The 25,444-nt window shown below is 74.7% G+C and carries 25 protein-coding genes and 1 pseudogene; 12 read left to right on the forward strand and 14 right to left on the reverse strand.

All coding sequences use genetic code 11. The features are described 5' to 3' along the window. Nucleotides 1-450: 450 nt before the first annotated feature. Entirely contained in the window at nt 451-2,172 is a 1,722-nt protein-coding gene (locus tag ACTMS9_RS10255; protein ID WP_441164968.1) for a glycosyltransferase family 39 protein, read from the forward strand. Here ACTMS9_RS10255 and ACTMS9_RS10260 read toward each other — a convergent pair. After that, the gene (locus ACTMS9_RS10260) at nt 2,169-3,704 is read right to left on the reverse strand and encodes a sensor histidine kinase (RefSeq protein ID WP_441164782.1); all 1,536 of its coding nucleotides are present in this window, start codon (nt 3,702-3,704) and stop codon (nt 2,169-2,171) included. The genes ACTMS9_RS10255 and ACTMS9_RS10260 overlap by 4 nt on opposite strands. A gap of 25 nt (nt 3,705-3,729) precedes the next feature. Further along, the gene (locus ACTMS9_RS10265; RefSeq protein WP_441164969.1) at nt 3,730-4,761 is read right to left on the reverse strand and encodes an SIS domain-containing protein; all 1,032 of its coding nucleotides are present in this window, start codon (nt 4,759-4,761) and stop codon (nt 3,730-3,732) included. A 183-nt stretch (nt 4,762-4,944) separates the two neighbouring features. On the opposite strand from ACTMS9_RS10265, the gene ACTMS9_RS10270 reads away from it, so the two are divergent. Continuing rightward, nucleotides 4,945-6,780 carry a tetratricopeptide repeat protein gene (locus tag ACTMS9_RS10270; RefSeq protein ID WP_441164783.1) on the forward strand — a complete coding sequence of 612 codons (1,836 nt, stop codon included), beginning with the start codon at nt 4,945-4,947 and terminating at the stop codon, nt 6,778-6,780. 138 nt (nt 6,781-6,918) lie between these two features. Here ACTMS9_RS10270 and ACTMS9_RS10275 read toward each other — a convergent pair whose 3' ends face one another. Further along, the gene (locus ACTMS9_RS10275; protein ID WP_441164784.1) at nt 6,919-8,505 is read right to left on the reverse strand and encodes an MDR family MFS transporter; all 1,587 of its coding nucleotides are present in this window, start codon (nt 8,503-8,505) and stop codon (nt 6,919-6,921) included. 106 nt (nt 8,506-8,611) lie between these two features. Here ACTMS9_RS10275 and ACTMS9_RS10280 point away from each other — a divergent pair, with 106 nt between their 5' ends. After that, nucleotides 8,612-9,205 (forward strand): TetR/AcrR family transcriptional regulator, encoded by a 594-nt coding sequence (locus tag ACTMS9_RS10280; RefSeq protein ID WP_441164785.1) that lies wholly within the window; start codon nt 8,612-8,614, stop codon nt 9,203-9,205. Here the strand turns inward: ACTMS9_RS10280 and ACTMS9_RS10285 are convergent. Beyond that, entirely contained in the window at nt 9,196-9,708 is a 513-nt protein-coding gene (locus tag ACTMS9_RS10285) for a GNAT family N-acetyltransferase (protein WP_441142493.1), read from the reverse strand. The two genes, ACTMS9_RS10280 and ACTMS9_RS10285, sit on opposite strands and share 10 nt — an antisense overlap. Next, nucleotides 9,705-9,920 carry a biotin/lipoyl-binding carrier protein gene (locus ACTMS9_RS10290; protein ID WP_088973021.1) on the reverse strand — a complete coding sequence of 72 codons (216 nt, stop codon included), beginning with the start codon at nt 9,918-9,920 and terminating at the stop codon, nt 9,705-9,707. The genes ACTMS9_RS10285 and ACTMS9_RS10290 overlap by 4 nt, the downstream gene beginning before the upstream one ends. 248 nt (nt 9,921-10,168) lie before the next feature. On the opposite strand from ACTMS9_RS10290, the gene ACTMS9_RS10295 reads away from it, so the two are divergent. Then, nucleotides 10,169-10,243 carry a 50S ribosomal protein bL37 gene (locus ACTMS9_RS10295; protein ID WP_407940601.1) on the forward strand — a complete coding sequence of 25 codons (75 nt, stop codon included), beginning with the start codon at nt 10,169-10,171 and terminating at the stop codon, nt 10,241-10,243. Between the two features lie 110 nt (nt 10,244-10,353). Here ACTMS9_RS10295 and rsrA read toward each other — a convergent pair whose 3' ends face one another. The 5 genes from rsrA to ACTMS9_RS10320 form a co-directional block, all read right to left on the reverse strand. Further along, nucleotides 10,354-10,641, reverse strand: coding sequence for a mycothiol system anti-sigma-R factor (gene rsrA / locus ACTMS9_RS10300; protein WP_441142492.1), 288 nt, complete (start codon nt 10,639-10,641; stop codon nt 10,354-10,356). A 1-nt stretch (nt 10,642) separates the two neighbouring features. Next, nucleotides 10,643-11,461 carry a sigma-70 family RNA polymerase sigma factor gene (locus ACTMS9_RS10305; protein WP_357617859.1) on the reverse strand — a complete coding sequence of 273 codons (819 nt, stop codon included), beginning with the start codon at nt 11,459-11,461 and terminating at the stop codon, nt 10,643-10,645. A gap of 238 nt (nt 11,462-11,699) precedes the next feature. Then, entirely contained in the window at nt 11,700-12,314 is a 615-nt protein-coding gene (locus tag ACTMS9_RS10310; RefSeq protein WP_441142491.1) for an alpha/beta hydrolase family protein, read from the reverse strand. Between the two features lie 120 nt (nt 12,315-12,434). Further along, entirely contained in the window at nt 12,435-12,827 is a 393-nt protein-coding gene (locus tag ACTMS9_RS10315) for a WhiB family transcriptional regulator (protein ID WP_088979381.1), read from the reverse strand. Between the two features lie 200 nt (nt 12,828-13,027). Continuing rightward, the gene (locus ACTMS9_RS10320) at nt 13,028-13,726 is read right to left on the reverse strand and encodes an SOS response-associated peptidase (RefSeq protein WP_441142490.1); all 699 of its coding nucleotides are present in this window, start codon (nt 13,724-13,726) and stop codon (nt 13,028-13,030) included. Between the two features lie 102 nt (nt 13,727-13,828). Between ACTMS9_RS10320 and aroA the strand changes: the two genes are divergently transcribed. The 4 genes and pseudogenes from aroA to ACTMS9_RS10340 all read left to right on the forward strand — a co-directional run bounded on the left by aroA (nt 13,829) and on the right by ACTMS9_RS10340 (nt 18,049). After that, a complete protein-coding gene (gene aroA, locus ACTMS9_RS10325; RefSeq protein WP_441142489.1) occupies nt 13,829-15,127 on the forward strand; it encodes a 3-phosphoshikimate 1-carboxyvinyltransferase in 1,299 nt (432 codons plus the stop codon). 18 nt (nt 15,128-15,145) lie between these two features. Beyond that, nucleotides 15,146-16,231: a ribosome small subunit-dependent GTPase A gene (rsgA, locus tag ACTMS9_RS10330; protein ID WP_441164970.1), complete on the forward strand. Its 1,086-nt coding sequence runs from the start codon at nt 15,146-15,148 to the stop codon at nt 16,229-16,231. Between the two features lie 25 nt (nt 16,232-16,256). Beyond that, on the forward strand, nt 16,257-17,075 hold the full coding sequence (hisN, locus tag ACTMS9_RS10335; protein ID WP_441164786.1) for a histidinol-phosphatase: 819 nt from the start codon (nt 16,257-16,259) through the stop codon (nt 17,073-17,075). A gap of 60 nt (nt 17,076-17,135) precedes the next feature. Further along, nucleotides 17,136-18,049: pseudogene (locus ACTMS9_RS10340) on the forward strand (hypothetical protein). On the opposite strand, the gene ACTMS9_RS10345 reads toward ACTMS9_RS10340, so the two are convergent. Beyond that, a complete protein-coding gene (locus ACTMS9_RS10345) occupies nt 18,007-19,206 on the reverse strand; it encodes a glycosyltransferase (protein ID WP_441142487.1) in 1,200 nt (399 codons plus the stop codon). The pseudogene ACTMS9_RS10340 and the gene ACTMS9_RS10345 overlap by 43 nt on opposite strands. 461 nt (nt 19,207-19,667) lie before the next feature. On the opposite strand from ACTMS9_RS10345, the gene ACTMS9_RS10350 reads away from it, so the two are divergent. The 3 genes from ACTMS9_RS10350 (at nt 19,668) to ACTMS9_RS10360 (ending at nt 22,112) form a co-directional block, all read left to right on the forward strand. Further along, nucleotides 19,668-20,669: an SDR family oxidoreductase gene (locus ACTMS9_RS10350; RefSeq protein ID WP_441142486.1), complete on the forward strand. Its 1,002-nt coding sequence runs from the start codon at nt 19,668-19,670 to the stop codon at nt 20,667-20,669. A gap of 56 nt (nt 20,670-20,725) precedes the next feature. Then, nucleotides 20,726-21,466: an ATP-binding protein gene (locus tag ACTMS9_RS10355; protein WP_441142485.1), complete on the forward strand. Its 741-nt coding sequence runs from the start codon at nt 20,726-20,728 to the stop codon at nt 21,464-21,466. Between the two features lie 73 nt (nt 21,467-21,539). Continuing rightward, entirely contained in the window at nt 21,540-22,112 is a 573-nt protein-coding gene (locus ACTMS9_RS10360; protein WP_280841218.1) for a DUF5709 domain-containing protein, read from the forward strand. A gap of 1 nt (nt 22,113) precedes the next feature. On the opposite strand, the gene ACTMS9_RS10365 is transcribed toward ACTMS9_RS10360, so the two are convergent. Then, on the reverse strand, nt 22,114-22,761 hold the full coding sequence (locus ACTMS9_RS10365) for a response regulator (protein WP_441142641.1): 648 nt from the start codon (nt 22,759-22,761) through the stop codon (nt 22,114-22,116). 14 nt (nt 22,762-22,775) lie between these two features. After that, nucleotides 22,776-23,906, reverse strand: a complete 1,131-nt coding sequence (macS, locus tag ACTMS9_RS10370; RefSeq protein ID WP_441142484.1) for a MacS family sensor histidine kinase — start codon at nt 23,904-23,906, stop codon at nt 22,776-22,778. Between the two features lie 119 nt (nt 23,907-24,025). Here macS and ACTMS9_RS10375 point away from each other — a divergent pair, with 119 nt between their 5' ends. Continuing rightward, on the forward strand, nt 24,026-24,493 hold the full coding sequence (locus ACTMS9_RS10375; RefSeq protein WP_441164787.1) for an ATP-binding protein: 468 nt from the start codon (nt 24,026-24,028) through the stop codon (nt 24,491-24,493). A gap of 11 nt (nt 24,494-24,504) precedes the next feature. Here the strand turns inward: ACTMS9_RS10375 and ACTMS9_RS10380 are convergent, their stop codons facing one another. Further along, nucleotides 24,505-25,443 carry a ribose-phosphate diphosphokinase gene (locus ACTMS9_RS10380; RefSeq protein ID WP_441164788.1) on the reverse strand — a complete coding sequence of 313 codons (939 nt, stop codon included), beginning with the start codon at nt 25,441-25,443 and terminating at the stop codon, nt 24,505-24,507. Between the last annotated feature and the right edge of the window lies 1 nt (nt 25,444).

A 25,444-nucleotide genomic window follows, 5' to 3' on the forward strand; every position in this document is an offset into this window, starting at 1 on the left:
ATGTCGTGAACGAATCAACGGCCGCCCGCCGGATCCCTGCGGTCACGTCATCGCACCGGCCGAGTGAGGCCGGTCGGGGGCGGAGAAAGAGCGGCGCAGGCTGTTCGCAGCACTGCTGAATCGTCTACGACATCAGCTCGAAAGGGCCCGCACGAGGCATCCAGCCCGCTTCCCAGGGCCACCACCCGGCGTGCGGCCAAGCTTCCCAGGGCCAGCGCCAGGCGTCCGATCAAGCTACGCGGGGCCAACGCTGGCATCCAGCCACGCTTCCCCAGGGCCAGCACCGGGCGTCCGGCGACGCTTCCCCAGGGCCAGCGCCGGGCGGCCGGTCGAGCTGCGCGGGACAGCGGTGAAGCTCTGGCCGTGTTCGTGGGGATGGGCAGCACGGCGGCCGGGGCCGCTGTGGCAGCGTGGCCCGGCGCGGTGTGGGACGCTCGGCGCGTGGGCAGTATGTCCGGAAAGCGGCATGCGTTGGAGGGGTGGGCGCGGCTCGTCTGGGTGCCGCCCCTGCTGGCCACGCTGATCGTCGGGCTCTACGGCATCGGCCACGCCCAGCCCTGGCGGGACGAGCTGGCCACCTGGAGTGCCGTCACCCGCCCGCTGGGCGACCTGCTCCGGCTCACCGGCACCGTGGATGCCGCTACCGGGCCGTACTACGTGCTCATGCACGGCTGGGTCCGGATCTTCGGGGACTCGGCGACGGCGCTGCGGCTGCCCTCGGCGCTGGCCATGGCCGGGGCGGCCGGGCTCACCGCCGTACTCGGCAGGTGGCTGCTGGGGACGCGGGCCGGCCTGCTCGCCGGCCTGCTCTTCGCGGTCCTTCCCGGCACCTCCCGGTACGCCCAGGAGGCCCGCCCCTACGCGTTGGCCAGCCTCTTCGCGGTGCTGGCCACCCTGCTGCTGGTCGCGGCGGTGCGCCGGCCCGCGTGGACCCGCTGGGCCGGGTACGCGACGGCAGTCGCCGCACTCGGCCTGACCCACCTGCTGGCGCTCACCCTGCTGGCCGCGCACGCCGCGGTGGTGCTGGTCGCCTGGTGGCGCGGCCCCACGGCGGCCGGCCTCGCCCCACCGCCCGCACCGGCGGCCGGACTCAACCCGCCACCCGCCAACCCGGCGGACCGAGAGCCGACTGCCGACCTACCCGCCCCGGCACACGACCGGAACGGGACGGCGGACCGCCGGAACGGAACGGCCGATCCGGACGGGCGGTTGCCGGTGCGCTGGATGCTCGCCGTGCTGCCGGCGCTCGCGCTGCTCACCCCGCTGCTGCTCACCGCCCGTGGGCAGCGCTCCCGCCAGCTCGACTGGGTCGAACCGGCACGGCTGGCCGACCTGGCGGCGCTGCCGGGCGGGGTGGCGCAGAGCTCGGTGGTGGGCGGCCTGCTGGTCGGGCTGGCCGCCCTCGGCGCGGTCCTGGCTGGTCGCCGGGCGCTGCTGCCCGGGCTCTGCGTGCTCCTGCCGGTGCTGCTGGTCTTCGTCGGCGCGCTGGTGGTGGCCCTCTGGGTGCCCCGCTACCTGGTCTTCACCGTGCCCTTCGCGAGCGTGCTCGCCGGCGCCGCGCTGGCCAGCGCACCGACAGCCGACCCGCCGGCAGACCAGCGCGGGCCGGATGCGTCGGCCCGGGCCACGGCCGCCGGCCCAGCGGCGTCGGCGTCGGCTTCGGCGGCATGGGCGTCGGTGCCGGCAGCGTTGGCGTCGGTGTCGGGGGCGCTCGCGGTCGTGGTGCTCGCCGGGCTGCTCGGCCTGCCCGACCAGGCGGCGCTGCGGCGGACGCACGGCTGGCCGCGCAGCGCGACCGTCGACTACCGGGGGGCGGCGTGGATCGTCGCGGCCGGCCAGCAGCCCGGCGACGCGGTCGTCGTCCACCCCCGGGACGGCTGGCTCTTCCTCGACCTCGGGCTGACGTACCACCTGGGCGGGGCGCGGCCGCGCGACGTGCTGGTGGTACGCGACCAACGGCAGCGCGCGGACCTCTGGGCCACCGAGTGCGCCCGGCCGGCCGAGTGCCTGGCCGGGGTGCGGCGGGTGTGGCTGGTGGTCGCCGGCCGGCGACCCGATCCGCTGGCGGCGGTGCCCGGCGCCAAGGGGGACGCGCTGCGGGCGGGCTTCACCGTCGGTCAGGTGTGGCAGCGGCCCGGTGTCACCGTCGCTCTGCTCACCGCGCGCGGCTAGCCGCGCTCTCCCCGCGCCAGCGGCACGACCAGCACGGCCTCGGTGCCGCCGGCCGCGCCGGGTCGCAGCTCGATGCTGCCGCGCAGCTCCCCGGTGACGAGCGCCCGGACGATCTGCAGGCCCAGCCGGCCACCGCGCTCGGGGTCGAACTCGGCCGGCAGGCCGCGCCCGTTGTCGGCGACCGAGACGTGCAACTGCTTGCGGAACCGGTGCGCGGTGACCACCACCTGCGGCGCGGCGCCGCCCTCCGGGCCGGCGACGCCGTCCTCACCGGCCGGCGGGAAGCCGTGCTCGACGGCGTTGAGCAGCAGCTCGTTGAGGACCATCACCAGCGAGGTGGCGATCTCGGCCGGCAGGACGCCGAAGCTGCCCTTGCGGCGCATGCCGACGCTCACCTCGGTCGCCGCGACCTCGGTGGCCGCGCTGGCCACCCGATCGACGATCCCGTCGAACTCGACCGCCTCGTCGCTGGACATGGAGAGCGTCTCGTGGACGAGGGCGATCGAGGCGACCCGGCGTACCGATTCCTCCAGCGCCACCCGGGCCTCGGGCATGGACACCCGGCGGGCCTGGAGGCGCAGCAGCGCGGCGACGGTCTGGAGGTTGTTCTTCACCCGGTGGTGGATCTCCCGGATGGTGGCGTCCTTGGTGATCAGCGCCCGGTCGCGGCGGCGTACCTCGGTGATGTCGCGGACCAGCACCAGCGCGCCGATCGGCACGCCGGCCGGCATCAGCGGCAGCGACCGGGTGAGCATGGTGGCGCCCCGGGCGTCGATCTCCCGCCGGGGCGGGGCCTCGCCGCGCAGCGCGGCGAGCACGCCGTTGGCCGCGTCGGTCCCCTCCAGCGGGTCGCTGGCCAGCCGCCGGTGCAGCTTGGCCAGGTCCTCCCCGACCAGGTGGGAGGCGTAGCCCAGCCGCCGGTACGCCGACTGCGCGTTCGGGCTGGCGTAGGTGACCTTGCCGTTGGCGTCCAGCCGGACCAGGCCGTCGCCGACCCGGGGCGCCGAGGTGGTCTCGCCCGGGTGCCGGGGCGGCGGGAAGGTGCCGTCGGCGGTCATCTGGGCCAGGTCGTCGGCGGTGGTGAGGTAGTTCAGCTCGAGCTGGCTGGGCGTACGGGCGGTGGAGAGGTTGGTGTCCCGGCCCACCACGGCGACCACCTCACCGGACTCGCCGTCGGCGGTGCGCAGCCGCACCGGGATCGCCTCGTGCCGGGCGGGCACGTCGCCGTACCAGACCGGGTCGCCCTCCCGCCAGATCCGGCCCTGCCGGTAGGCGACCTCCAGGTGCGCCACCTCCGGCCCGCCCACGATCCGCCCCACCTGGTCGTCGAGGTACGCGGTGGGGGCGGTCGTCGGGCGGACCTGGGCGACGCAGAGGAACGTCCCGTCGCCGTCCACCGGCACCCACAGCAGCAGGTCGGCGAAGGAGAGGTCGGACAGCAGCTGCCAGTCCCCCGCGATCCGGTGCAGGTGGTCGATGTCGGCCGGCCGGAGCTGGGTGTGCTCCTCGGCGAGGTCGCGCAGCGTGGACACGAGACACAGCGTGCCACGCCGGGCCTCACCTCGTCGCGGTGACCTTCTTCAGCCCGCGCGGGGCGTCCGGGTCCTCGCCCCGCGCCAGCGCCAGCGCCAGCGCCAGCCGTTGCAGGGGCAGGATGTCCAGCAGCGGGGCGTACCGCTCGTCAACCTCGGGCACGGCCATCCGGGTGGCCCCCTCGACCTCGGCGGAGCCGACCACCACCACGTCGGCGCGGCGTTCGCCGAGCCGGGGCAGCACCTCCTCCATCGACCGGCCGCCGGGGCCGGAGCCGACCACGGCCAGCACCGGCACGTCCGGGTCGGTCATCGCCAGCGGGCCGTGCAGCAGGTCGGCGCCGGAGAAGGCGAGCGCGGGCAGGTAGGAGGTCTCCATCAGCTTCAGGGCGGCCTCCCGGGCGGTCGGGTACGCGTACCCCCGGCCGGTGGTGACGAGCTGGCCGGCGAAGCGGTAGCGGGGCGCGAGCTGGGCCGGGGTGGGGTCGGTCAGGGTGCGCTCGGCCAGCCCGGGCAGGGCGTCCAGCGCGGCCCGCTCGTCGGCGGGGAGCACCCCGTCGCCGGCCCGGACGCCCTCGACCAGCATCAGCAGGGCCAGCAGCTCGGCGGTGTACGTCTTGGTGGCGGCGACCGCCCGCTCGTGCCCGGCGGCGATGTCGACGGAGAGTTCGGCGGTCTCGGCCAGCGGGCTGCCGGGGGCGTTGGTAACCGCCAGGGTGAGCGCCCCGGCGTCGCGGGCGGCGCGCAGCACCTCGGTGAGATCGGGCGACCCGCCGCTCTGGCTGACCCCGACGACCAGGGCGTCGGAGAGGTCGGGGCGGGCCCCGTAGAGGGTGACCACGCTCGGCGAGGCGAGCCCGGCCGGCAGACCGAGCCGGATCTCGGTCAGGTACGCCCCGTAGAGCGCCGCGTGGTCGGAGGTGCCCCGGGCGGTGAAGACCACGTGCCGGGGCCGCCGCTGCGCGATCACCGCCGCGACGCGGGCGATCGCCCCGGCGTGCTCGGCGGTGAGCAACCGGGCGTAACCGGCCGGCTGCTCGTCGATGTCGGCGGCCATCCCGGCCCCTGGACGCGTCACGGAAGCTCCTCCCACTGCGCGATTGCCGCGCGTTTCGTGCTCAGTCTTGCACCATTGTTCGCGTCTGATCAATCCTACGAGCAGGAATGCGCAGTGGATCACCAGATCGGCGCGTCATCCCCTAGGCTTGCCCAGCCCTGGAACTGCGAGCGAGAGGCCGACGTGTCGGAGGGACCTGACGAACCTGTGCTGTCCGCCGCGGAGGAGCTCGCGCTGGCCCGGCTGGCGCTCGACGAGGGCGACCTGCCGCACGCCGCCGGTCACCTCGCCGCCGCCATCGTCCAGGCCCCGACCCTGCCCGAGGTGCACGAGGCGCTGGCCCGCATCGCCGCGGCCTCCGGCAACGACCTGGAGCTCTTCCCGCTCGGCCAGCGGGTCTTCGTCGGCGCGGTGGTGGCCCGGGCCCATCTGCTCGCCGCCGCCGGGCGCCCGGCCGAGGGGCTCGACCTGCTGGTCGCCGCCACCGGGCACGCACCCGGGGTCGACTGGGCCGGCGTGCCCTGGGTGAGCGCCCCCGAGCTGGCGCGACGGCTCGACCCGGAACGCGCCGCCCGGATCCTGATGCAGGTCTGCGCCGCCGTGCCCGACCCGGTGCCCCGGGCCGGCCGGCCGCCGCTGCTGCCGTACCTCACCCTCGCTCGCAACGCGGTGGCCGCGCATCCGCGCCACGCGCTGCTGCTGGGCGCGGCGTCCGCGCTGGCCCGGCGCCTCGGCGAGGTCGCCCTCGCGGTCACCTGGGCCAGCCGCGGGGTACGCGTGGAGCCGTCCAAGCTCGGCGAGGTCTGGCTCGGGTACGCGTACCGCAGCGCGGGCCGGACCCGGGACGCCCTGGCCGCCCTGGAACGGGCCGTCGACCACGATCCCGACGACCTCGCCGTGTACGCGGACATCGCCGGCACCCTGGCCGACACCGGCCGGCTGGACGCGGCGCTGGAGTGGATCGACCGGGCGCTGGCCCGCGACCCCACGTTCGACTGTGCCGTGCACACCGCGCACCGGCTGCGCTACCTGCGCGACGGGGACGTGGCGCACCTGGTCGCCCTCGCCGACTTCGTCCGGGACCATCCCGACGACAGCCACGAGCACGGCGACCTGGCCGAGTGCTGCCGGGGCCGGCCCTGGCTTGGGCAGGTCACCCCGGCGGCCGGCGCGATGGTCGACGCGCTCCGCCGCGCCCTGGCCGCCGACGGCACGCCCGGCGCCTCGGTACGGCTGGCCGCCGTCGAGCCGCCGAGCGCGATGCGTACCGTGGCGGCGGCCGTGCCGGGCCTGGACGTCGAGGTCACCGGCGTGGCCGACCCGGACCCGCGGGAGCCCCGCCGGGCCACCACCTGCCAGCTCTGGCGCTACGACGGCAGCACCGCCGCGCCCACCCTGCCGGTCCCCTCCGCCGACGCGGCGGACCGGGTCCGCCACCTGGCGCATCCCGCCTGGCCCCACCCGCCGGCCGCGTACGACGCCGCGGTGGGGCTGGCCACCCTGGAGCTGGGCGACCTGCTGGGGCTGCTGGTGCATCCGCCCGAGGCGCCCGCGACCGCGCTGGGGCGGGTGCTGACCGGGCAGGACCCGTCGCTCTGGGTGCGGTGCGTGCAGGTCTGGGCCTGCCTCGGCCTGCTGCACCACCGCACCGACGAGCCGTGGGCGGAGTCGACCCGGCGCCGGGTGCTGGTCGAGCTGGTCTGGGGTGTGGAGGACTGGATCACCGAGGCGGCGCTGTTCGCCCTGGTCACCGCCGCCTGGGTCGACCCCGCGGTACGCCCCGACGTGGCCCGGGTCGTCGCCGAGCGGCTCGCGGACGCGGCGGAGGTGGCCCGGGACCGGCCGGTGCCGATCGCCACCTCGCTGGCCCACCTGGCGCTGGCCACCCCGGCCCTGGACGAGGCGACCACCGCGCTGGCCGACCGGATCGTCGCCGCCGCGACGGCGCCACCGCCCCGCCGTCCGGGCCTGCTGGCCCGCCTCCGCGCCCTCCTGTCCCGCGCCCTCCGCCGCCCCTGACCCCGCCCGACCGAGCGCCACCCCCGCTCGCGGTTTGCGGCGTGTCGCGGTGTCCGGTCGCCGGGACACCGCGACACGCCGCAAACGGGGTCGATCATGCCCCCGGGGAGGGGACGACGCGGCCGCGACGGAGCCGGGTCAGGCCACCGGGGCCTTGCCGAGGGCGGTCTCGGCCTGCTCCTCGGGCGTCGCCCCGGCCGGGGCGTCGTTGGACGACCGCAGCGGGACCTCCTTGATGAACCAGGCGAGCACCGGCACGACGACGGTGAAGAGGACCGCCCAGAGGAACACGTGGGAGATCGCGCCGGAGAGGCCGCCGAGCACCAACTCGCGCGCCTGGGCCGGCAGCTCCTTGAGCTTCGCCAGGTCCATCCCCTGTCCCTCGCCGGCACCGCCGCTGAACGCGCTGCCGGCCGCGGAGTCGGCCAGCCGGTTGGCGAAGATGGCGCCGAAGAGCGAGATGCCGAACGAGCCGCCGATGGAGCGGAAGAAGGTGGCCGCGCCGCTGGCCGCGCCGAGGTCCTTCTGCTCGACGCTGTTCTGCGCGATCAGCATCGAGGTCTGCATCAGGAAGCCCATGCCGACGCCGAGCACGACCATGTAGAGCGAGGACTCGACCTTGCCGGTGTGCACGTCGAGGCGGCTGAGCAGGAGCATGCCGGCGGTCATCACCACGCCGCCGACGATCGGGAACATCCGGTACCGGCCGGTCCTGGTGATCGCCCGGCCGACCACCAGCGAGACCACCAGCATGCCGAACATCAGCGGGAGCAGCAGCAGGCCGCTGTTGGTGGCCGAGGCGCCCTGCACGGTCTGCTGGTAGAGCGGCAGGAAGTTCATCGCGCCGAACATCGCGAAGCCGAGCAGGAAGCCGATCACCGAGATCAGCGCGAAGTTGCGGTTGGCGAAGAGCCCCAGCGGCAGGATCGGCTCGGGAACCCGGCGCTCGACGAGGCCGAAGGCGACCAGCGCCACCACGGCGAGCACCGCCAGGCCGAGGATCTGCGGGGAGACCCAGTCGTACTCGTTGCCACCCCAGGTGGTGAGCAGGACGATCGCGGTGATGCCGACCGAGAGCAGGGCGGCGCCCAGCCAGTCGATCTTGTGCTCGGTCCGGTACTTCGGCAGGTGCATGGTGGTGGCCAGCACCAGCAGCGCGACCCCACCCAGCGGCAGGTTGACGTAGAACGCCCAGCGCCAGGAGAGGTTGTCGGTGATGAAGCCGCCGACCAGCGGGCCGGCCACCATGGCGATGGCCATGATGCCGGCGATCATGCCCTGGTAGCGGCCGCGCTCGCGGGGCGGCACCAGGTCACCGATGATCGCCATCACGCCGACCATCAGGCCACCCGCGCCCAGGCCCTGCACCGCGCGGAACGCGATCAGCTCGACCATGCCGTCGCCGGGGCCGCCGAGCATGTCCGAGCCGGCCATCCCGCAGAGCGCCGAGCCGACCAGGAAGACGACCACCGAGGTCAGGAAGACCGCCTTGCGCCCGTACAGGTCGCCGAGCTTGCCCCAGATCGGGGTGGAGACGGTCGTGCCCAGGACGTACGCGGTGACGACCCAGGTGAAGTGGTCGACGCCGCCGAACTCGCCGACGATCCGCGGCAGCGCGGTGCTGACGATCATGTTGTCGAGCATCGCGAGCATCATCGCGATCATCAGGCCGAACAGCACGACCCTGACGTTGGGTCTCGCCGCCGTCTGGCTTTCCTGACTCATGGGTAAGCTCCCCCGGAGAAGTGTCGCACTTACTTGCCGCCCGGCTAGTTACCTTACTAGCCGCACGGTAAGTTGGACAGCGAGAGACCGTCAAGCGAGTTGGGTGGTGCAGGTGAGGGAGAGCACAGGCGGCACGCGTGAGCGTATCCAGGCCGTCGCGCTGGAGCTCTTCACCGAGCAGGGGTACGAGCGGACCTCGCTGCGCGAGATCGCCGAGCGGCTCAACGTCACCAAGGCGGCGCTGTACTACCACTTCAAGAGCAAGGACGAGATCGTCAACAGCCTGGTCGAGGACCGCGTGCGGCGGATCGACGAGCTGATCGCCTGGGCCCGGTCGCAGCCGCCCACCCGGGACACCCGGCGGGCGCTGCTGAACAGGTACGCCGACATGATGTTCGCCAGCGAGCAGCCCTCGGTGATGCGGTTCTTCGAGCAGAACCAGACCGTGTTGAAGAGCCTCTCGGCCGGCATGCAGATGCGTGAGCGGATGCTGGGCCTCGCCGACCAGCTGTGCCAGGGCGACAAGTCACCCGCCGCCCAGCTGCGCGCGACCCTGACCCTCTTCGCGGTGCACAGCAGCTGGTTCGCCGTGCGCGCCCCGCACATCACCGACCAGGAGCGCAAGAAGATCGCGCTGGAGGTCGCCGACGAGCTGCTCGCCGGGATCGGTGAGCCGGAGCCGGACGCGACTCAGGACTGAGCGGTCAGCTCCAGCCGCAGGCCCAGCAGGTCCACCCCGGGCACCGGCGACCAGTCCTTCTCGCGCAGCCGGACGAAGCCCATCCGCTCGTAGAGCCGGTGCGCGGGCGCGGCGAACCCACCGCGTACGCAGATCACCACCGCCGTGCAGCCCAGCGCAGCGGCCCGGTCGACGCAGGCCCGGGCCAGCACCGCCCCGGTGCCCCGACCCTGGGCCGCCGGGTCCACGGCGAGCATGCGGAACTCCGCCTCGCCGGGACCGGAGAGCTCCGCGTACGGGCTGCCGGGCAGCACGAAGGTCACCGAGCCGAGCACCTCGCCGGTCGCCTCGTCCACGGCCACCAGCACCTCGCCGTGGGTCGCCCGGTGCGTCACGTCGGCGAGCACCTCGGCGTACCCGTGCTCGCCCTTGAGCTGCCCGTCCGCCTCGTACGCGGCCACCGTCAGCCGGGCGACCGCGGCGAAGTCGGCCGAGGTCGCCGGGCGGACCAGCAGGCCGGTCAATCGATCACCGCGATCAGGTCACCGTCCTGCACGACGTCGCCCTCGTTGACGGCGAGCTGCTTGACCACGCCGTCGGACTCGGCGACGACGGGGATCTCCATCTTCATCGACTCCAGGATCACGAGCGTGTCCCCCTCGGACACGGTGTCCCCGGCCGACGCGACGACCTTCCAGACGTTGGCCACCATCTCGGCACGGATCTCCTCGGCCATCTCCCGGCCCTCCCTCTCGCGATTGCCTGCCGACGTATCCAATCATGCGGCGGCACGCGATGGGCGGGGAGCGGGCGGCGCCACGTCCACGACCGGAAACGCCGCGCGCCCTCCCCGCCCCGGCGGACGATGGCGGATACCGGCCGCACTAGCATCAGCGGGTCGGACCCTGGCGCCGGGAGGACCGGTGCGTGCACCGGCGCCGAGGGTCGCCGCAGCAGGGATCCGCCCATCACGAGGAGGTCAGCATGGCGAAGAAGTCCCGTAGGAAGAAGGCCCGTAGGAAGAACGCCGCGAACCACGGCAAGCGCCCCAACTCCTGATCTCGCACGGCGGGACCCCGCCGTCGCGGTCAGCACCGCCGGCCCGAGGGCCGGACAGACCGGTGGCCCGGGTCGAATCGACCCGGGCCACCGTCGTGTTCCGCGTACGTTCAGTCGGCCAGTTCGCGCGACTCGGTCGTCTCGAAGACCACCAGCTCGGTCAGGCGGATCCGCAGCCGCTCGCGCAGCTGGTCGGGGGCGGCCTCGTTGCCGCAGCAGCGGGCGACGAGCGCCTTCACCTCCTGCTCGATGCCGTACTCGCGCAGGCAGTGCCCGCACTCGTCGAGGTGGTGGCGAATCAGGGTGCGCCGTTCCTCCGCGCACTCCAGGTCCAGGTAGAGGTAGACCTCCGCGAGTACCTCACGGCAGTCCGTCTCGTGCGGCTCTCCACAGCTCACGTCACACCTCCCGGCCGGCAGCGGCGGTCGAGCCCTTCGAGGACTGCGCGGCGCTGAAACCGCGCTCCGCGGCGTAGCGCTCGAGCAACTTCCGCAGATTACGTCGGCCCCGGTGCAGCCGGGACATCACGGTGCCGATCGGCGTGCCCATGATGTCGGCGACCTCCTTGTAGGAGAACCCCTCGACGTCGGTCAGGTAGACCGCCAGGCGGAACTCCTCCGGCAGCTGCTGGAGGGCCTCCTTGACGTCGCTGTCCGGCAGCCGGTCCAGCGCCTCGGTCTCGGCCGACCGCAGACCGCTGGAGGTGTGCGACTCGGCCTCGGCGAGCTGCCAGTCGGTGATCTCCTCGGTGGGCGCCTGGATGGGCTGGCGCTGCCGCTTGCGGTAGGTGTTGATGTAGGTGTTGGTCAGGATCCGGTAGAGCCAGGCCTTCAGGTTCGTGCCCTGCTCGAACTGGTGGAAGGCGGCGTACGCCTTCAGGTACGTCTCCTGGACCAGGTCCTCGGCATCCGCGGGGTTGCGTGTCATCCGCAACCCGGCAGCGTAGAGCTGGTCGACGAAGGGCATCGCGTCCCGCTCGAAGCGGGCCCTGCGCTCGTCCGTCTTCTCGGTGGTCAACCGCACATCCCCTCGCGTCGGATGCTTCCCCGCCGAGGATACGCGTACGGGCCTGCCGGCAGATTCGGTTCCGCCGGGTGTGCCCGCTCTCACCACCGCCGTGCCGCCCACCGTCGCGGGCCAGTCCGGTCCGCCCAGCAGCTGCCGGAGCTGCCGCGCTTCCCGTTCGTCCCGTTCCCGGCTCCGTGTCTCGGTCGGCACCGGTCACCCCCCTCGCCAGATGTGTCGCTCCGGTGGTGGTAACGCCCGGTCGGGGTCCGGACATTCCGCCAGCCGCCCCCGTTCCTGGTCCCGGCCTCGGCGGAGACCGACGCTGGGACCAGGAAGGGCCTGGGAGGACGGTGCCGTTCGCCCGGATCGGGCGGCCGGCACCATCCGATGCAACGACCCTGCGCCGCCCCGGTCACGCTCGTCGGGCGGGGCGGCCGCACGCCGTGGCTCAGGGCAGCGCCCAGCCCCGCTCGCGCAGCCAGGCGAGCACGGCGGTGGCCACGGCGGCCGGATCCTTGCGCAGGTCGTGACGCTCACCGGGGCGGACGACCACGCGGACCGAGGCGTCGGCCTCGGGCACGCCGAAGGGATCGCGGTCGCCGTTGACCACCAGGGTGGGCAGCCCGGTCAGCAGCTCGGCGGCGCGGGACCGCTCCGGCCGGCCCGGCGGGTGCAGCGGGAAGGCCAGCGCGACCACCCCGGCCGCACCCACGGCCGCCGCCGTACGACAGGCCACCCGGGCACCACTGGAACGCCCGCCGACCAGCAGCGGCACGTCCGGGTGCCGGGTACGCAGTCCGACGGCCACCGCCGTCCACGCCTCGTCGACGTGCCCGGCCGGTGCCGGCGCCCGCCGCCCGGCCACCCGGTACGGCTGGGTCACCCGCGCCACCGCCACCCCCGCGCCGACGGCCGCGTCCCGGACCGCGAGCAGGTCGGGGGCGTCCACGTCGCCACCCGCTCCGTGCCCGAGCACGAGCAGGGCGACCGGCGGGCCGGCCGGCAGGTCGGTCTCGACCCGGGCCGGGCCCCGTGGAGTGTCGATCTCGTCGCGGTGCGGCACCGGCCCATTCTGCGCCGTATGGCCGCCGGACACGGCGACCAGGCCGGCCGGGACGCCCGACGGTGGGGCGACCCCGGCCGGTTCAGTCGACGAGCGGTGCCGTGGCGTTCGGGTGCGGCCTCAGCTCAGCGGCACCAGCGTGAGCAGGCGGTCGCGCACCGGCGGGCCGGCGTCGTCCGCGGCGTCCGGATCCGGCTGCACCTCGCTGCGCCAGGCGACCAGCATGGCCCGCCGCTCGCGCGGCGTGGTGCCACCCCAGACACCGTGGCAGTCGCCGACCTCCAGCGCCCAGGCCAGGCACGAGCCCTGCACGTCGCAACTGCGGCAGAGCGCGACGGCGGCGTCGGCCGGCTCGTTGGGCGCCGGAAAGAATGTTTCCGGATCGACGCTCTGGCAGGTCCCTCTGGTCCGCCAGGCCTCGTCCTGGCGGCGTTCGCGCAACGCCCGCAACAGTCGCGGATCTCGTCGTGCGGCGGCCACCTCGTGCGGTCGGGGCATACGCGCCCGGGTCATCACACCCACCTCCCCCGTGGGACCGGCAAGATCGACGGGCATCGTTCGCACCGCGCGAAGACGCTCCCAGTGCCGGCGCTGTGTTCTATCGCACCCGTGCACACGGAGACAAGAGGATGTGCACAAAGATGACTGAAGATCCGAGCGAAATTTCGCCCGGAACTCTGGCAATTCGTACGCGACAATGTCGCGAATCGCGTTCAGAAAAGCGTCATTTCCCCCTCGACGCGCTCCTCGGGCAGCGGCACCCGCTCGATCAACCCCGGGCCGTCGTTGCGCACGTCGCCCACCGCCGGACCCACCGGCCGGATCTCCAGACCGGCGAGCCAGTCGACCGGCGGCGGGGCGAGCAGCGTCGCCGGGTCGTCGGCCGGCCCGAGCCAGGCCGCCCAGCGGTCGGCGGGCAGCAGCAGCGGCATCCGGTCGTGCACCTCGGCCAGCTTCCCCACCGCGGCGGTGGTGAGCACGCTGAAGGTGAGCAGCGACTCCCAGCGCGACCAGATGCCGGCGAACGCCAGCACGGAGCCGTCGCGGGGGGTCATGTAGTAGGGCTGCTTGCCGCCGGCGGGGCGGCGCACCCACTCGTACCAGCCGTCGGCGGGGACCAGGCAGCGCCGGCGGGCGAACGGGTCGGCGTACGCGCGACTGGTGGCGACCGTCTCGACCCGGGCGTTGATCATGCGGGCGGCGCCGGCCGCCGAACGGGACCAGTGCGGCACCAGGCCCCAGCGCCCCGCCGACAGCACCCGACCGGCCTCGGCGTCCATCCGCACGACCGGCACCGGGTCGGTCGGCGCGACGTTGTGGTCAGGCGCGAGCCGGCCCTCGGTGTCGTCGTACGACTCGAACAGCGCGCTCAGGTCACCGGCGCTCCGGGTCGTGGCGTACCTCCCGCACATGGCGCACACGCTAACGCCCCGCCGGCTTCCCGGCTGTCCCGCCAACCGGGAGTAGGACCAACGGCCGGCTCCACGGGCCGGCGAGCTTGGCAGAATGTAACCGTGGGGAATCCGACCGCGACCCGGCCGCAGCCGTGGACCGCACCGACCGCCAGCGATCCGGTTGCCGCGACGCTGCGCCTGCCCGGCTCCAAGTCGATGACCGCCCGGGCGCTGGTGCTCAGTGCCCTGGCCAGCGGTCCGTCGACCCTGCACGGGCCGCTGCGCGCGCGGGACACCGAGCTGATGGCCGCCGGGCTGCGGGCGATGGGCGCGCACATGTCGATCTCCGACGACGAGCGCTGGCTGGTCCGGCCGCACCGGCTGGTCGGTCCGGCCCACGTCGACGTCGGGCTGGCCGGCACGGTGATGCGCTTCGCGCCGCCGGTCGCCGGCCTGGCCGAGGGACGGGTCACCTTCGACGGCGACCCGCAGGCCCGGGTCCGCCCGCTCGGTCCGCTGATCGGCGCGCTGCGCTCGCTCGGCGTACGCGTCGAGGCCCCGGCCGCCGGCAGCCTGCCGCTGACGGTGCAGGGCACCGGCCGGGTCGCCGGCGGCGAGGTGGTGATCGACGCCTCCGCCTCCAGCCAGCTCGTCTCCGGCCTGCTGCTCGCCGGCGCGCGCTTCGACCGGGGCGTGGTGGTGCGCCACCAGGGCCCGCCCGTCCCCTCCGCGCCCCACCTGCGGATGACCGTGCAGATGCTGCGGGCGGCCGGCGCCGCGGTCGACGACAGCGTCCCGGACGTCTGGGTGGTCGAGCCCGGCCCGCTGGCCGGGCGCGGCTGGGAGATCGAGCCGGACCTCTCCGGCGCGGTCCCGTTCTTCGCCGCCGCGCTGGTCACCGGCGGTGAGGTGACGTTGCAGGGCTGGCCGCGCAGCAGCGCGCAGCCGGTCGAGCAGCTCCGCTCGCTGCTGCACCGGATGGGCGGCGAGGTGACGCTCGGCACCGCCGGCCTGACCGTGCGCGGCACCGGCACGGTGCACGGGCTGGAGGCCGACCTCTCCGACGTCAGCGAGCTGACCCCGGCGCTGACCGCGCTGGCCATGCTGGCCGACTCCCCGTCCCGGTTCACCGGCATCGCGCACATCCGCGGCCACGAGACCGACCGGATCGCCGCCCTGGCCCGCGAGTTCACCTCGCTCGGCGCCGACCTGACCGAGTCCTCCGACGGGCTGGAGATCCGGCCCCGCCCGCTGCGCGGCGGCACCTTCCGCACCTACGCCGACCACCGGATGGCGCACGCCGCCGCGGTGGCCGGGCTGGCCGTCCCCGGTATCGAGGTGGACGACGTGGCGTGTACCTCAAAGACCATGCCCGAGTTCCCGGCACTATGGTCGGCAATGGTGACCGGTAAAAGCTGAGGCGTAGAGGGGGCGGTCCTGGCGACCAGACGGCGGGAGTACGACGAGGACGACGTACGGGTCCGGCCCGGAAAGTCCTCGCGTCCACGCACCCGTACCCGCCCCCGGCACGCCGACGCGGTCGACGGCTTCGTGATCGCCGTCGACCGGGGCCGCTACACCTGCGTGCTGGCCGGCGCCGACGCCGACGACACGGTGACCGCGATGCGGGCCCGGGAGCTGGGGCGCAAGTCGGTGGTGGTCGGCGACCGGGTGGGCCTGGTCGGGGACACCTCCGGGGCGGCCGGCGCGCTGGCCCGGATCGTCCGGATCGCCGAGCGGCGCTCGGTGCTGCGGCGGACCGCCGAGGACGACGCGACCACCGCCGAGGGTCGGCTGGAACGGGTCGTGGTCGCCAACGCCGACCAGTTGGTGATCGTCAGCGCGCTGGCCGACCCGCCGCCGCGCACCGGCTTCATCGACCGCTGCCTGGTGGCCGCGTACGACGCCGGCATCGAGCCGCTGCTCTGCCTGACCAAGGCCGACCTGGCCGGGCCCGAGCAGGTGCTCGGCTACTACACCGAGCTGGAACTGCCGTACGTGCTCGTCCGCCCGGACTCCGACCTCGACGCGCTGCGGGCGCTGCTCGCCGGCCGGGTCTCGGTCATGGTCGGGCACTCCGGGGTGGGCAAGTCGACGCTGGTCAACCGCCTGGTGCCGGACGCCGCCCGGGCCGTCGGCGTGGTCAGCGCGATCGGCCGGGGCCGGCACACCTCGACCAGCGCGGTGGCGCTGCGGCTGCCGCCCGCGCCCGGCGTCGACGGCGACCCCGGCTGGATCATCGACACCCCCGGGGTGCGCAGCTTCGGGCTCGCCCACGTCTCGGCGGAGAGCCTGCTGCACGGCTTCGCCGACCTGGTCGAGGCGACGGTGGACTGCCCGCCGAACTGCCCGCACACCGCCGACGCGGCCGACTGCGCGCTGGACGCCTGGGTGGCCGCCGGCAAGGCCGATCCACGCCGGCTGGCGTCGTACCGTCGGCTGTTGTCCTCGCGGTCCGGGGAGGGTGACCCGCGCGGCGAGGCCGACCAGCGGAATCCGGGCGACCCGCTCGCCGGGTCCTGAACCGGGCGTGGCTACGGTTTCTCCCATGACCGGGTACGCCGACGACATCGCCCTCGCCCACCAGCTCGCGGACGCCGCCGACGCCATCTCCACGGCCCGCTTCCGGGCGCTCGACCTGCGGGTCGAGGCAAAGCCGGACCTCACCCCGGTCTCCGACGCGGACACCGCCGTGGAGCGGGAGATCCGCGCGCTGCTGGCCGACCGCCGTCCCGGCGACGGCCTGCTCGGCGAGGAGTACGGCGAGCAGCCCGCCGCCGGGCCCGGGGGGCGGCGCTGGGTGGTCGACCCGATCGACGGCACCAAGAACTTCGTCCGGGGCGTGCCGGTCTGGGCCACCCTGATCGCCTTGCTGGAGGGGGACCGTCCCGTGGTCGGGCTGGTCTCCGCCCCGGCGCTGGGCCGCCGCTGGTGGGGCGCGCTCGGCGAGGGCGCGTACGCCGGGCCGGACGCCGCCTCCGGCACGCCGATCCGGGTCTCCGCCGTCGGCGACCTGGCCGACGCGAGCTTCTGCTACTCCTCGCTCAGCGGCTGGGAGGAGGCGGGCCGGCTGGACGCGATGCTCCAGCTCATGCGGGACACCTGGCGCAGCCGCGCGTACGGCGACTTCTACGGTTACATGCTGCTGGCCGAGGGCGCACTGGACGTCATGGTGGAGCCCGAGTTGTCACTCTGGGACGTCGCCGCGCTGGTGCCGGTGGTGACCGAGGCCGGGGGCGTGTTCACCGATCTGTCCGGCCGTGGCGTCCCTGCTGGGGAGGGTTCCGGGGAGCACAGCGCCGTGGCCAGCAACGGCCTGCTGCACGCCGACATCCTCGCCCGGCTGGGTCGGCCAACCGCGCGCTGAACCCCGGGCACCCTCTATCCTCGCCAGGTGGTGTCCTCCGGTTGGTGCTTCCTCGCGGCCATGATCGTCGCGTACGGCTTCGCCAACATGCTGCAGTCGGTCGCCGCCGCCCGGACGACCGTGCACCACACCTTCGATCCGGGGCTGCTGCTGAAGCTGGCCGTGCACCGCACCTACCTGGTCGGTCTGCTCTGCCAGGTGGCCGGGTTCGTGCTGGCCTTCCTGGCCCGCCGGGACCTGCCGCTGTTCCTGGTGCAGGCCAGCGTGGCCGCCGGGCTGGGGGTCACCGCCGTGCTGGGCGTGGTGGTGCTCAAGTGGCGGCTGCCGAAGGCGGAGGTGGCCCTGCTGGTGCTGCTCTTCGGCGGGATCACCGCGCTGGTGCTCTCCGCCCAGCCGGCGCCGTCGAAGTCGCTCGGCACCGCCGGCCTGGTCGCTCTCGCCGTGGCGCTGGGCGGCATCGGGATCCTCGGCTTCTTCGCCGTCCGCCTGCACGGGCCGCCCGGGTCGGTGGCGCTCGGCTCGCTGGCCGGGATGGCGTTCTCCGCCGCCGCGGTGGCCGCCCGCCCGCTGGCGTCCGCGCCGACGGCCGAGGCGTTCGTCCAGGACCCGCTGCTCTACCTGCTGATCGCCCACTCCCTGGTCGGGCAGCTGCTGCTCGGGCTGGCGATGCAGCGCGGCTCCACCACGGCCGCCGTCGCCGCGATGGACGCCGCCGGGGCGGTGCCCGCCGCGATAGTCGGCCTGCTGCTGCTCAACGACCGGATCTGGCCGGGCCGGGAGTGGCTGGCCGCGGTCGGCTTCCTGGTCACCCTCGCCGCGGTCATCGGGCTCACCCGGTACGCCGAACCACAGCACCACCATGCCGTCGTCCGGCGACGGGAACGGATCGCGGTCGGCGCCGGCTCCGGCCGACCACCGCTGTGACCGACGGTCAGGCCTCGACCGGCTTGCGCCGGAGCACCACCCGCTCGTAGAGCCGCTCCAGGGCGCTGGCGGTGCGCTCCCAGGTGTAGCTGCACCGCACCCGGTCCACCGCCGCGTGCCCGTACGCGAACCGCCCGGCGTTGTCGGCCAGCAGCCGGCGCAGCGTCACGCCCAGCGTGCGGACGTCGCCCGGGGGCACCAGCCGCCCGGTGACCTCGTCGACCACGGCGTCGGCGATGCCGCCCATCGCGTACCCGACCACCGGTACGCCGCAGGCCATCGCCTCCAGCGACACCCGGCCGGCGGAGGAGTAGTGCGGGGTGCAGGCGACCACGTCGGCCGAGCGGTACCAGGTGGCCATCTGGTCGTGCGGTACCGCCCCGACCAGCTTCACCTGGTCGGCGACCCCGGTCCGCTCGGCCAGCTCGCGCAGCCGGCGGGCCTCGGCGTGGGTGGCCAGCTCCTCGGGCGGCGGGCCGCCGGCGATGACCAACTCGGCGTCGCCCACCAGGCGCATCGCCCGGATCAGGTCCTCCTGGCCGTGACCGGGCGACAGCCCGCCGACGGAGAGGATGCGGGCCCGCTGGTCGCGGGGGGCCGCCTCGCCGTCGGGGTGGAACCGCTCGATGTCCACCCCGGCGGGGACCATCGCCACCGACGTGCGTTGCAGGCCCATCCGGGTCAGTTCGTCCACCTCGTCGTTGCACTGCGCGACCGCGATGTCGACCGCACGGGTCAGCGCCCGCTCCAGCGGGATCCGCTCCCCCGGGCCGTCGTACTGCTGGCCGAGGTGGCGCAGCTGCTCGACGCCGAGGGAGTGGAAGGTCTGCACGACCGGGATGTCCGTCTCGCGGACCGCGTGGGCGGCGGCCAGGCCGCCGATCCAGTAGTGCCCGTGCACCACCTCGGGGGTCCACTCCGCGGCCCAGCGGTCGGCCAGCCACCGGCCGAACTCCGACACGTACGGCACCAGCTCGGCGGTGGGCGTGATCCGGGCCGGCCCGACGGGCACCCGTTCGAGGCGGTAGCCGTCCACCTCCACGGCCTCCGGCAGGGCGGGGTCGTCGCGGCGCTCGTAGACCCGTACGTCGTGGCCGCGCCCGGCCAGCTCGGCGGCGACCCGGGCGATGTGCTCGTGGGTGCCGACGGCGGGGGCGTCCGCATGCCGGGCCGAGCCGGCGTGCGCGCAGACGAGGCCGACGCGCATGGTCACCTCCATGCGATTCGTGAGGGATGGTCCTCCGGTCAGAGGGTCCCATTAACCCGGCCCCGGCGAGCCGAAACCTGGCAGATCGGGAGCAGTCGGAACGCCGCCGGCCGACCGTTGCGGGCACCCGACCAGCGAGCCGCCGGCAGGCCCCCGCCACCGGACTTTCCGCAGGTCCCACGCGATTTCGCGGGGGGTCCGGCCGGGTGAGCGGAGGCCGGTACCCGGCCGTTCGGGGTGATCGGTTTACGCCATCGTCCAGCGGGGTGTCCGGAAGGCCCGGAAGGCCGGGATCGCCGCCCCGGCACGCGCCGGCGCAGGACCCCCCGACCGCGGGCTCCCGGCGACCGCCGGGCGCCCGCCCCAGCCCTCGGCCCCGGGCTCACGCGGGCCGCCCGACCCGGTGCCGATCCGTGCCCACCCGGCCGCATGACCCACTCTGGTCGGGGTACCGACGAAGAATGCCGCTAACCCGCAGTCTCTCGGACGCCGTCGTGGTGGTCACCGGCGCCTCGAGCGGCATCGGTACCGCCACGGCCTACGCGCTGGCCCGCCGGGGCGCGGACATCGTCCTCGCCGCCCGCAGCGAGCCCGCCCTGGAGGACGTCGCCCGGCGCTGCCGGGAGCTGGGCGGGCGGGCGCTGGCGGTGCCCACCGACGTGACCGACCCGGTGGCGGTCGAGGAACTGGCCGCCCGCACCGCGGCCGAGTACGGCCGGATCGACGGCTGGGTGAACAACGCGGCGGTCAGCGCGGTCGGGCTCTTCGACGAGATCCCGGTGTCGGAGTTCCGCCGGGTGCTGGAGGTCAACCTGCTGGGCGCCGCGTACGGCATCCGCGCCGCGCTGCCCTGGTTGAGCCTCTCCGGCGGCGGGGTCGTGGTCAACAACGCCTCGGTGCTGGCCGAGGTGGCGATGCCCTACCAGTCGGCGTACAACGCCACCAAGCACGGCATCCGCGGGCTGGCCGACACGGTCCGGCAGGAGCTGCGGGTCACCGGCCGGGGCAACATCTCGATCTGCACCGTGCTGCCGGCCACCATCGACACCCCGTTCTTCCGGCACGCCGGCAACCACACCGGGCGCGAGCTGGTCCCGCCGCCGCCGGTGTACCCGCCCGAGATGGTGGCCGAGACCATCGTCCGGCTGCTGCGCCGCCCGCGCCGGGAGGCGTACGCCGGCGGCGCGGCCCGGCTGATCGGCCTGCAGTGGCGGCTCGCGCCGGCGCTGGCCGAGCGGGCCCTCGGCTGGTACGCCCACCGGACGCAGTTCGGGCCGTCGGGCGCGGCGGACAGCACCGGCAACGTCTTCCGCGCTGACGCCGAGGCGCAGCGCGCGGGCGGCTGGCACGGCCGACGCCGGCAGGTGGTCCGGGTGACCGCCGCGTTCGGGCTGGCTGCCGCCGGGACCGCGGTCGGCACGATGGCCGCGATGACCCGCCGCTCCCGGGCGGAACGGCGATGACCGGCACGGAGCGGCCGGGTGCGCGTCCGGCCGCCGGCATGCACAATGGGACGATCATGCCGACGGACGCGCGATGCCTGGTAGAGGCGGACGAGTCGTCCGCGACCGTGCGGCTGAGCGGCGTGCTGGAGCCCACCACCGCCGACCGGGTCCGCGACGCCCTGCTGGCGCGACTGAGCGACCGGCCCGGCCCGATCGTGGTCGACGTGGCCCGGCTCCGCTCCACCGACGGCAGCGCCGCGCGTCTGCTGGCCGAGGTCCGCCGCGCAATTGCCGACTGGCCCGCCGCCGACCTGCTGGTGCTCGACCCGGCCGGCACGGTCACCGGCGCCGACGCGACCGGGCTGCCGGTGTACGCGACCGCCGACGAGGCGACCGCCGCGCTGGCCCGTACCCCGATGGCCGCGCTGCTCGCCGCGGACCTCGCGCCCACGGTGGGGGCCGCCCGGCAGGCCCGGGCGATGATCGCCGACGGGTGCGCCCGCTGGGGTGTGCCGCAGCTGACCGAGCCGGCGTCGATCGCGGTGACCGAGATGGTCAACAACGTGGTGGCCCACGCGCGGACGCCGATGACGGTCCGCCTCGCGCCGCGCGACAGCTCGTTGCACGTCGCGGTCCGCGACCACTCCCCCCGACAGCCCGCGTACGCCGGCCTGGCTCCGCTCACCTCGACCGGCGGCCGTGGCCTGCTGCTGATCGACACGGTGGCCCGACGCTGGGGCAGCACCCCGGTGCCGAACGGCAAGGTGGTCTGGTGCGTGCTCCACGCCGAGGACGAAGCCGCGCGCCAGGGCTGACTCCTCCCTTTTCGTCCCGATTGCGGGGTCCGGCTCCGGTTACCCCGGGCATGGCAGTGGGTAGTGATCAGTCATGCGCGACGACGAGTACCCGACCCCCCTCTCCGACCCTGAGGCGGAGGGTCTGCCGCAGACCGCCGACGACGACTCCACCGCCAACGACGACGTCCTCACCGGCCGCGAGGCCGACGGCCCGGAGCCGGCCCAGCTGCCCGGCGACCGCACACCGGTCGCGGTCGACAGCTTCGGCACCACCGCCGAGGAGCAGCTCGAAGGGGAGTCGCTGGACTACAAGCTGCAGCGGGAGCAGTACGAGCGCGCCGCCGACGACCCGCTGGCCGGCCCGGTCGACCCGGACATCGCCGCCGAGGCGGACAGCGACGAGGCCGCCGCCGAGGCGCAGCTGGACGCCGATGTGATGAACCCCGGTCCCACCTCGGACCCGCACTCCCCGGTCTCCATCTACGACCACGGCAAGCTGGGCACCATCGCCGACTCCCAGGTGGGCCGGCTGGTCGAACCGGACGAGGGGGCGCACACCGACCAGGAGACCGACTCGGTCGCCTACGACGCGGGTTCGGCCGGCGGCGGGGCCACCGCCGAGGAGCTGGCGATCCACGAGACCCGGCCGCCGGAGTCGCACTGACTCAGTCGTCGAGCCCGCGCTCGATCGCGTAGCGGGTCAGTTCGACCCGGTTGTGCAACTGGAGCTTGCCCAGCGTGTTCTGGACGTGGTTCTGCACGGTGCGATGCGAGAGCCCCAGCCGCTCGGCGATCTGCCGGTACGACAGCCCCTTGGCGACCAGACGCAGCACCTCGGTCTCCCGCTCGGTGAGCCGGGGGGCCGCGTCGTCCCGGCCCGACCGGGCCCCGCCGTCCGTGGCGCCGGCCAGCCGGCGGTACTCGCCGAGGACCAGTCCCGCCAGGCCGGGCGTGAAGACCGGTTCCCCGGCGGCGGTGCGGCGCACCGCGTCCAGGAACTCGGCCGGCGCGGCGGACTTCACCAGGTAGCCGGTGGCACCGGCCTTCACCGCGTCCAGGACGCTCTGCTGCTCGCCGCTGGCCGACAGCATCAGCACCCGCACCTGGGGCAGCACGGCCCGCAGGCCCCGGATCACCTCGACTCCGGAGATGTCGGGCAGCTGGAGGTCGAGCACCACCACGTCGGGCCGGGCCGCGGCGGCCACCCGGACGGCCTGCCGCCCCTCACCACTGGTCGCCACCACCCGGTGGCCGGCCTCGGTGAGGTCGCGGGCCACCCCCTCCCGCCACATCGGGTGGTCGTCGACCACCATCACGCGTACCCCGGTCACCCGTCCTCCCTCGGTACCACCAGCTCGACCTCGGTGCCCTCCCCCGGCGCGGAGACGACCCGCACCTCGCCGCCGAGGTCGGCGATCCGGCCCCGGATCGACTGGCTCATGCCCAACCGCCCCTGCCGGGCCGCCTCGACCAGCCGGCCCGCTCCGATGCCCGGGCCGGCGTCACGCACCGACACCGTCACCGTCTCCCCCTCGTCCTCGACCAGCACCCAGGCGCGCCCGTCGGCGTGCCGCCGCACGTTGTCCAGCGCCGCCGCGGTGGCGGCGGCCAGTTCCCGGGCCACCGGGGCGGGCAGCGGGACCGGGGTGGCCGGGGCGGAGACGGAGACCGTCGCCGAGGCGTACCGGCCGAGCAGGGCGCGCAGGTCCAGGGTGCCGGTCGGCTCGTCGGCGGCGGGCGCCGGGTCGACCCCGGCGATCAGGGCGCGCAGCGCCGCCTCCTGCTCGCCGGCGAGCCGGGCCAGCTCACCGGCCTCGCCGTCGAGGTGGGCGCCGCGCCGCTGCACCAAGGCCAGCACCTGGAGCACCGAGTCGTGGATGCCCCGGGCCAGCCGCTCCCGCTCCCGGGTGGCCGCCTCCAGCTGCACCGCCCGGTGCAGCCGCTCCTCGGCGGTCACCGCCAGCCGCGCGACGTGCCCCACGATCACCCCGGCGAGCAGCAGCAGGATCACCCCGGTGAGCGAGGACGGGCCGATCCGTCCCCGGCTGGCCAGGTCCGCCGCGCCGAGCGCCAGCGCCGCGACCGCGCCGCGCCGCCGCCCGCCGGAGACCGCCCAGGCCAGCACCGGGCCGGCCAGCCAGACCACGGCCAGGGTCGGCACACCGGCGGCCAGCGCCGGGCGGCCGACCACCCACGGGGAGACGGCGAGGACGACGAGCACGACGCCCAGGTCGGCCAGGAGCAGCGGCCAGTGCCGGTTCGCCGGCCGGGCGTAGCCGGCGGCGGTCACCCCGGACCAGGCCAGCATCGACAGCAGGACGGCGCCGGCGGCGAGCGGGTGGGCGTACCGGTCGGCGTCGCGGAGCACCAGCAGGCAGACGTACCCCAGGGCGGCGAAGCGGAAGACGGCGATGGAACGCCACAGCGGCACCTCGAGACCACCCGGCGGCGACGGCATGGCCGTCACGATGCCACAGCCGCCGGCCGGCTCGGCGCCGCCGCCGGTCGCGGTACGGAGAACCCTGACGTACGGTGGAAATGCCGCGAAACTCCGAGACCGGCTGTCGGGACAGGGCCATGACGAACGCAGATCCGCCCCCGCCGCGTACGGTTGTGCCCATCGAATCTTCCGTTCTCATCGCCGAGGCCTTCGAGCAGGCCCAGGTGACCGAGCTGCGACACTCGGTCACCTCCTGCGCGCACGCCGCGGGGCTGAACGGCCAGCGGCTGGACGACTTCGTCCTCGCCGTCAACGAGCTGATCACCAACGCGGTCCGGCACGGCGGCGGCCGGGGCTGGCTGCGGCTGTGGCGGCGGGCCGACGAGCTGGTCTGCGAGGTCTCCGACCACGGCGCGGGAATCAGCGCGCAGCGGCTCAGCGACCACAGCCGCCCGGCGCCGGACACCGCCGGCGGGTGGGGGCTGTGGCTGGCCCGGGAGCTGAGCGACGCCATGGAGGTCGAGACCAGCCCGGCCGGCACCACGGTACGGATCAGCGCCCTGATCCGGGAGCTGCGCCGCGCGGGCGGCCCGGCCGGCGACTGACCCGGCCCGACTCAGCCGAAGAGCGCGCTGACCGACTCGCCGTTGTGGATCCGCCGCACCGCCTCGGCCAACGCGGGCGCCACCGAGAGGATCTCCAGCTTCGGCACCCGCTTCTCCGCCGGGATCGGGACCGTGTTGGTGCAGACGATCTCCAGCACCCCGTCCTCGCCGCTGAGCCGCTCCAGCGCGCCGCTGGAGAAGAGCCCGTGGGTGCAGGCGAGCCGGATCGAGCGCACCTTCCGCTCGCGCAGGTGCGCCATCAGCTCGATCACCGTGCTGCCCTTGGCGATCTCGTCGTCGAGGACGATGACGTCCCGGTCGGCCACGTCGCCGATCACCGTACTGATCTTGACCCGGTCGTCGCTGAACCGCTGTTTCGCCCCGGCCGCCACCGGCGTGCCGAGCATCCGGGCGAAGGCGGCGGCCTCCTTGGCGTTGCCCAGGTCCGGCGAGACCACCACGGTGTCGGTCAGGTCGTAGCGCCGGAAGTGGGCGGCCAGCTCGCGCAGCGCGTGCAGGTGGTCGACGGGAACGCTGAAGAAGCCGTGCACCTGCGGCGAGTGCAGGGTCATCGCCAGCACCCGGTGCGCCCCGGCCGAGGTGAGCAGGTCGGCGACGAGCCGCCCGCCGATCGAGATGCGCGGGGCGTCCTTCTTGTCCGACCGGGCGTACGCGTAGTGCGGCAGCACCACGGTGATCCGGCCGGCGGACGCGCCCCGGGCCGCGTCGATCATGAGCAGCAGCTCCACCAGGTGCTCCTGGACCGGCGGCACCAACGGCTGGATCAGGAAGACGTCGCGCTCCCGGCAGTTCGCCTGCAACTGCACCTCCAGGCAGTCGTTGGCGAACCGGGAGACCCGCACCGGGTGCAACGGGACGTCGAGGTGGGCACAGATCTCGGCGGCGAGTTCGGGATGGGCACTTCCGCTGAACACGGCGATGTCACGCACG

Source organism: Micromonospora sp. L31 (assembly GCF_052068075.1).
Taxonomy (GTDB): domain Bacteria; phylum Actinomycetota; class Actinomycetes; order Mycobacteriales; family Micromonosporaceae; genus Micromonospora; species Micromonospora purpureochromogenes.